Annotated in this window: 6 protein-coding genes; all 6 read left to right on the plus strand. The window is 59.2% G+C overall.

Translation table 11 applies throughout. From position 1 onward, the window contains the following. Positions 1-395 precede the first annotated feature (395 nt). The 6 genes from J5M71_RS17565 (at position 396) to msrQ (ending at position 6,391) form a co-directional block, all read left to right on the plus strand. Complete coding sequence (locus J5M71_RS17565) at positions 396-2,120, plus strand: acetolactate synthase 3 large subunit (protein ID WP_207834424.1); 1,725 nt, start codon at positions 396-398, stop codon at positions 2,118-2,120. Between the two features lies 1 nt (position 2,121). Further along, positions 2,122-2,613 carry an acetolactate synthase small subunit gene (ilvN, locus tag J5M71_RS17570; protein ID WP_003250040.1) on the plus strand — a complete coding sequence of 164 codons (492 nt, stop codon included), beginning with the start codon at positions 2,122-2,124 and terminating at the stop codon, positions 2,611-2,613. A gap of 55 nt (positions 2,614-2,668) precedes the next feature. After that, on the plus strand, positions 2,669-3,685 hold the full coding sequence (gene ilvC, locus J5M71_RS17575) for a ketol-acid reductoisomerase (RefSeq protein WP_013974255.1): 1,017 nt from the start codon (positions 2,669-2,671) through the stop codon (positions 3,683-3,685). 150 nt (positions 3,686-3,835) lie between these two features. Beyond that, a complete protein-coding gene (pssA, locus tag J5M71_RS17580) occupies positions 3,836-4,687 on the plus strand; it encodes a CDP-diacylglycerol--serine O-phosphatidyltransferase (RefSeq protein ID WP_003250045.1) in 852 nt (283 codons plus the stop codon). A gap of 79 nt (positions 4,688-4,766) precedes the next feature. Next, positions 4,767-5,780 carry a protein-methionine-sulfoxide reductase catalytic subunit MsrP gene (gene msrP, locus J5M71_RS17585; protein ID WP_207834433.1) on the plus strand — a complete coding sequence of 338 codons (1,014 nt, stop codon included), beginning with the start codon at positions 4,767-4,769 and terminating at the stop codon, positions 5,778-5,780. Further along, on the plus strand, positions 5,780-6,391 hold the full coding sequence (gene msrQ, locus J5M71_RS17590; protein ID WP_207834435.1) for a protein-methionine-sulfoxide reductase heme-binding subunit MsrQ: 612 nt from the start codon (positions 5,780-5,782) through the stop codon (positions 6,389-6,391). The genes msrP and msrQ overlap by 1 nt, the downstream gene beginning before the upstream one ends. Positions 6,392-6,797 lie beyond the last annotated feature (406 nt).

Below are 6,797 nucleotides of genomic sequence, written 5' to 3' on the forward strand. Positions count from 1 at the left end.
TCCTTCAAGGGCCGCAGATTGTGGCCCTTTTTTATGGAAATCTTATTAATTCTGCTGCTGAAGCGATTTTTAGTGGTGGCAGGAATTCATCTTGGGGAAAAATTGGCAATAATTTTTCTTGACTTGTTGGCGCCGAATCAGAAGAATCCAATCTCCGCTGTAGAGGGACTGCCAGAAGCAGACCCGCTAAGCAGATCATGAGGCGCACACCCGCGCCGACCTGTTACACCCCGCAACGCGTTACCTCGCGCTGGGTGGGAAAACCCCGCAACACTCTGGGGCGCTCCCAATACTTGCTCAGTCAGTGCTGACGTTCGCTCATGCTCTGCTTGGCAGTAAACCTATTAAGACCCGTCCAGTGAGGGCGGTATTCTGGCGTTTTAGAGGTGAACAACGTGGAGCTTTTATCTGGCGCTGAGATGGTCGTCCGCTTCTTGCGTGACGAAGGCGTTAAGCACATCTACGGGTACCCTGGTGGTGCTCTCCTGCATGTTTACGACGCGCTGTTCAAGGAACCGGAAGTCGAGCACATCCTGGTTCGTCATGAGCAGGCAGCTACCCATATGGCGGACGGCTACGCCCGCGCCACCGGCAAGGCCGGCGTGGTGCTGGTAACCTCCGGCCCGGGCGCGACCAATGCCATTACCGGTATTGCCACCGCCTACATGGATTCGATTCCGATGGTCATTCTGTCCGGCCAGGTGCCTAGCACCATGGTGGGGACCGATGCCTTCCAGGAAACCGACATGATCGGTATTTCGCGGCCGATCGTGAAGCACAGCTTCATGATCAAACATGCCAGCGAAATCCCCGAAGTTCTGAAAAAAGCATTCTACCTGGCGCAATCCGGTCGCCCAGGTCCGGTCGTGGTCGACATTCCAAAAGATATGACCAACCCGGCCGAGAAGTTCGAATACGTCTACCCGAAAAAGGTCAAGCTGCGCTCCTACAGCCCGGCGGTACGCGGCCACTCCGGCCAGATCCGCAAGGCGGCCGAGATGCTGCTGGCGGCCAAGCGCCCGATCGTCTACTCCGGTGGCGGCGTGATTCTCGGTGGTGGCTCCGAAGCCCTGACCGATATCGCCAAGTCGCTGAACCTGCCTGTCACCAATACCCTGATGGGTCTGGGTGGCTTCCCGGGTACCGACCGCCAGTTCCTCGGCATGCTCGGCATGCACGGCAGCTTCACTGCCAACATGGCCATGCACCATGCCGACGTCATCTTCGCCGTCGGTGCCCGCTTTGACGACCGCGTGGTCAACGGCCCGGCCAAGTTCTGCCCGAACGCCAAGATCATCCACATCGACATCGACCCGGCGTCGATCTCCAAGATGATCAAGGCCGATGTGCCAATCGTCGGCCCGGTCGACAGCGTGCTCAGCGAAATGCTCGGCATCCTCAAGGAAATCGGCGAGCAGCCTGACAAGGCGGCGCTGGATGCCTGGTGGAAGCAGATCGACGAATGGCGTGGCAATGGCGAGCTGTTCCCTTACGACAAGGGCGACGGTAATGTCATCAAGCCGCAGAAAGTCATCGAGACCCTGTGCGAAGTGACCAATGGCGATGCCTTCGTCACCTCCGACGTGGGCCAGCACCAGATGTTCGCGGCGCAGTACTACCGCTTCAACAAGCCGAACCGCTGGATCAACTCCGGTGGCCTGGGCACCATGGGCTTCGGCTTCCCGGCGGCGATGGGCGTCAAGCTCAACTTCCCGGACCAGGACGTTGCTTGCGTGACCGGCGAAGGCAGCATCCAGATGAACATCCAGGAGCTGTCCACCTGCATGCAGTACGGCCTGCCGGTGAAGATCGTCAACCTGAACAACGGTGTGTTGGGCATGGTCCGCCAGTGGCAGGACATGGCCTACAACGGTCGTCACTCGCACTCGTACGTCGAGTCGCTGCCTGACTTCATCAAGCTGGCCGAGGCCTATGGCCATGTGGGTATCCGCATCACCAGCCTGAAGGACCTCAAGCCGAAGCTGGAAGAAGCGTTTGCGATGAAGGACCGCCTGGTGTTCATCGACATCGCGGTTGACCGCAGTGAGCACGTCTATCCGATGCAGATCAAGGATGGCTCGATGCGTGACATGTGGCTGAGCAAGACGGAGCGTACCTGATATGCGGCACATCATTTCCCTGCTGCTGGAAAACGAACCAGGTGCGTTGTCCCGTGTGGTCGGCCTGTTCTCCCAGCGTAACTACAACATTGAAAGCCTGACCGTGGCGCCGACCGAAGACCCGACCCTGTCGCGTCTGACGCTGACCACCGTTGGCCATGACGAAGTGATCGAACAGATCACCAAGAACCTGAACAAGCTGGTCGAAGTGGTCAAGCTCGTCGACCTGTCGGAAAGCGCTCACATCGAGCGTGAACTGATGTTGGTCAAGGTCAAGGCCACCGGTGCCCAGCGCGCCGAGATCAAGCGCACCACGGATATCTTCCGTGGCCAGATCGTCGATGTGACCGCCAGCGTGTACACCGTACAGCTGAGCGGCACCAGCGACAAACTGGACAGCTTCATCCAGGCGATCGGCACTGCATCGATTCTCGAAACCGTGCGCAGCGGCGTTACCGGCATTGCCCGTGGCGACAAAGTGCTCAGCATCTAGATTCAAAAATTAGCGATGGCTCCGCAGGGGCCGAGATATAACCAGGGGTATTTTCATGAAAGTTTTCTACGATAAAGACTGCGACCTTTCCATCATCCAGGGTAAGAAAGTCGCCATCATCGGTTACGGTTCCCAGGGCCACGCTCAGGCGTGCAACCTGAAGGACTCCGGTGTGGATGTCACCATCGGTCTGCGTAAAGGTTCGGCCACCGTTGCCAAGGCAGAAGCCCACGGCCTGAAAGTGACCGACGTTGCCTCTGCCGTCGCTGCTGCCGACCTGGTCATGATCCTGACCCCGGACGAATTCCAGGGCCAGCTGTACAAGCAGGAAATCGAGCCGAACATCAAGAAGGGCGCTACCCTGGCCTTCTCCCACGGCTTCTCGATCCACTACAACCAGGTCGTTCCGCGTGCCGACCTCGACGTGATCATGATCGCGCCGAAAGCCCCTGGCCACACCGTGCGTTCCGAGTTCGTGAAGGGCGGCGGCATCCCTGACCTGATCGCTATCTACCAGGACGCTTCGGGCAACGCCAAGAACGTCGCCCTGTCCTACGCTTCGGGCGTAGGTGGCGGCCGTACCGGCATCATCGAAACCACCTTCAAGGACGAGACCGAGACCGACCTGTTCGGTGAGCAGGCCGTTCTGTGCGGCGGTACCGTCGAGCTGGTCAAGGCCGGTTTCGAGACCCTGGTCGAAGCTGGCTACGCGCCGGAAATGGCCTACTTCGAGTGCCTGCACGAGCTGAAGCTGATCGTTGACCTCATGTACGAAGGCGGCATCGCCAACATGAACTACTCGATCTCCAACAACGCCGAGTACGGTGAGTACGTAACCGGTCCGGAAGTCATCAACGAAGAATCCCGCAAGGCCATGCGCAACGCCCTGAAGCGCATCCAGGACGGCGAGTACGCGAAGATGTTCATCTCCGAAGGTGCTACCAACTACCCATCGATGACCGCCAAGCGCCGTAACAACGCCGCTCACGGCATCGAAATCATCGGCGAGCAACTGCGTTCGATGATGCCGTGGATCTCGGCTAACAAAATCGTCGACAAGACCAAGAACTAAGTCTTGTCGAAAGATGAAAAACGCGGCTTCGGCCGCGTTTTTTCGTTCTGGCAGTCAGCTTCTGGTATAAAGCAGACCAGTGGCTTGCCGTCAGAACCTGTTTTGCAGGCCCGTGTCGAACATTTTCCATCCTGTTGCAAGGTACCCTCCATGAGCGAACGTCCCGAAGAGCCGAACAAGCCCTCCGACGCCGAAAGCCTGCTACCTGTCGATGAGCACGTTGAAGAAGGGCATGACGCCGAAGGGCGCAAGGTGCGCCATCGCGGCATCTATCTGCTGCCCAACCTCTTTACCACCGCCAACCTGTTTGCCGGTTTCTATTCCATCATCAGCTCGATGAGCGCGCAGAGCGCCCTGAGCGCCGGTGACCCGCGCGAGGCGAGCAAGTACTTTGCCTTTGCTGCCATCGCCATCTTCGTGGCCATGGTGCTCGACGGCCTCGACGGCCGTGTCGCGCGCATGACCAACACCCAGAGCGCCTTTGGTGCCGAGTACGACTCGCTGTCGGACATGGTCGCCTTTGGTGTGGCTCCGGCCTTGCTGGCCTTTGGCTGGGCGCTGGGCGACATGGGCAAGGTCGGCTGGATGGTCGCCTTCATCTATGTGGCCGGTGCAGCACTGCGCCTGGCACGCTTCAATACCCAGGTCGGCACCGCCGACAAGCGCTACTTCATCGGCCTGGCCAGCCCGGCTGCCGCGGGCGTGGTCGCGGGTACCGTGTGGGCGTTCAGTGACTACGGCATCCAGGGCTCCAAGCTGTCGTTCCTGGTGGCACTGCTGGTGGCTGCTGCCGGCATGCTGATGGTCAGCAACATCAAGTACAACAGCTTCAAGGAACTGGACCTCAAGGGCCGTGTGCCGTTCGTGGCGATCCTGGCCGTGGTGCTGGTGTTTGCCGTGGTGTTCAGCGACCCGCCGCGTATCCTGCTGCTGATCTTCCTTGCCTATGCGGCTTCGGGGCCGATCCAGTTCCTGCTGAAGGCACGTCGTCGCAAAGCGTGACAATCATTTAATGCTGGAATAACCCGCCGGCTCCATAGTCTTACTGGTACATCCGTTATCCAGTGCTGTGGAGCCGCTCATGCTCATCAAGCTACCCAGGTCTTCCGAGTGCAAGGCGTCGGAGATCACCCCCGAAGGCATCTACCTCTCCCGTCGTACCCTGCTGGGTGGCTCGTTGGCCGGCCTGGCCCTGGGCGCTTTGCCGGGCATGACGCGCGCGGCCGAGGCCAGCCGTTACGCCGATGTCGAGGCGGGCAAGGCGCCGGGCTGGTTCAATGAAAAGCTCGCGGCCACGCAATGGCAGGCAGTAACGGTCAAGGGGGAGGCAATCACGCCGTTCAAGGATGCCACCCACTACAACAACTTCTATGAGTTCGGGCCCGACAAGGGCGACCCGGCGGCCAATGGCGACAGCCTGAAAACCGAACCGTGGAGCGTTGTGGTCGATGGTGAAGTGGGTAAGCCCGGGCGCTATGCGCTGGAGGACTTCGTCAAACCGTACCAGCTTGAGGAGCGCATCTACCGGCTGCGTTGCGTAGAGGCATGGTCGATGGTCATTCCGTGGCTGGGCTTTCCGTTGGCGCAGGTGCTCAAGCAGGTCGAGCCGACTTCCAGGGCGCGTTATGTGCGCTTCGAAACCCTGAAGGATCCGGAGCACATGCCGGGGCAGCGTTCGGGGTTCGCCTTGATCGACTGGCCATATAGAGAAGGCTTGCGCCTGGACGAGGCGATGCATCCGTTGGCGATCCTGGCGGTCGGGATGTATGGCCGGGAGCTGCCCAGTCAGAATGGTGCGCCGTTGCGGCTGGTGGTGCCGTGGAAGTATGGTTTCAAGAGCATCAAGTCGATCGTGCGTATCAGCCTGGTGGCCGACCAGCCCGGCACCACCTGGGAAGGGTTGGCGCCGGATGAATATGGTTTCTATGCCAATGTGAACCCGACGGTCGACCACCCGCGTTGGAGCCAGGCGCGCGAGCGGCGGCTGCCCAGCGGGCTGTTCAGTCCCAATGTGCGGGAAACCCAGATGTTCAATGGCTATGCCGATGAAGTGGCGTCGCTGTATACCGGGCTCGATCTGCGGAAGAACTATTGATGCGTTACCCTTGGTTTCGTCTGGCCATCTTTGTCGTGGGGTGCCTGTTCCCGGTGTGGTGGTTGTATGAGGCAGCGATGAATCTGCTGGGGCCTGATCCCGGGAAGATCATGATGGACCGCCTTGGGCTCGGGGCGCTGACCTTTCTGCTGGTTACCTTGAGCATGACCCCGCTGCAGAAACTGACGGGCTGGTCTGGCTGGATCGTGGTGCGCCGGCAGCTGGGTCTGTGGGTGTTTGCCTATATCGTGCTGCACATCCTGGCTTATCTGTTCTTTATCCTTGGGCTGGATTGGGGGCAGTTGGCGGTGGAGTTGCGCAAGCGGCCTTACATTATTGTGGGTGCGCTTGGGTTTCTCGGGTTGCTGGCCCTGGCGGTTACCTCGAATCGGTATAGCCAGCGGCGGTTGGGGGCGAGGTGGAAGAAGCTGCACCGGTTGGTGTACGTGATACTTGGGTTGGGTTTGCTGCATTTTCTGTGGATCGTGCGCTCGGATCTGCGGGAGTGGGCTGTTTATGCCTTTATTGGTGTTGTGTTAATGGCGTTGCGGGTTCCTGTGGTTTCGCGGGTGCTTCCCAAGCTTGCTCGGAGGCAGGGGAAGGCGGTTTGAGGGGCTGTTGGGGGCCTGTCATGAAATTGAGTTGGATTCGAGATGTGCCTGCCTTTAGTCTTCTGGCGCCTGTGAGATCGAGCGCCGCGCGGGCGGCGCTCGATCTCACAGGCGCAGCAAGGCTTGTGGCAAGCACCTGGTGGCCCTGAAACGGTCTTTTTCTCTTATATTTCAATTTCTTGAAATTAAAGGTTGACGCCCATCCGAATCCCCTTATAATGCGCCCCACTTCCAGCGACAACGGAACGACAAACTCCTTGAAATTCAACGAGTTAGGCGATTCGGAAGGTGCTGAAAGGGCTTCGATCAAATGATCGATGGCGGTTGAGATGAAGGTTGACAGCGGTTTTAAACGCTGTATTATTCGCCTCCCGCTACGAGAGATCGCAGCGAGTCAAGTGTTTGA

This window comes from Pseudomonas sp. 43(2021), from assembly GCF_017490805.1.
Taxonomy (GTDB): Bacteria; Pseudomonadota; Gammaproteobacteria; order Pseudomonadales; family Pseudomonadaceae; genus Aquipseudomonas.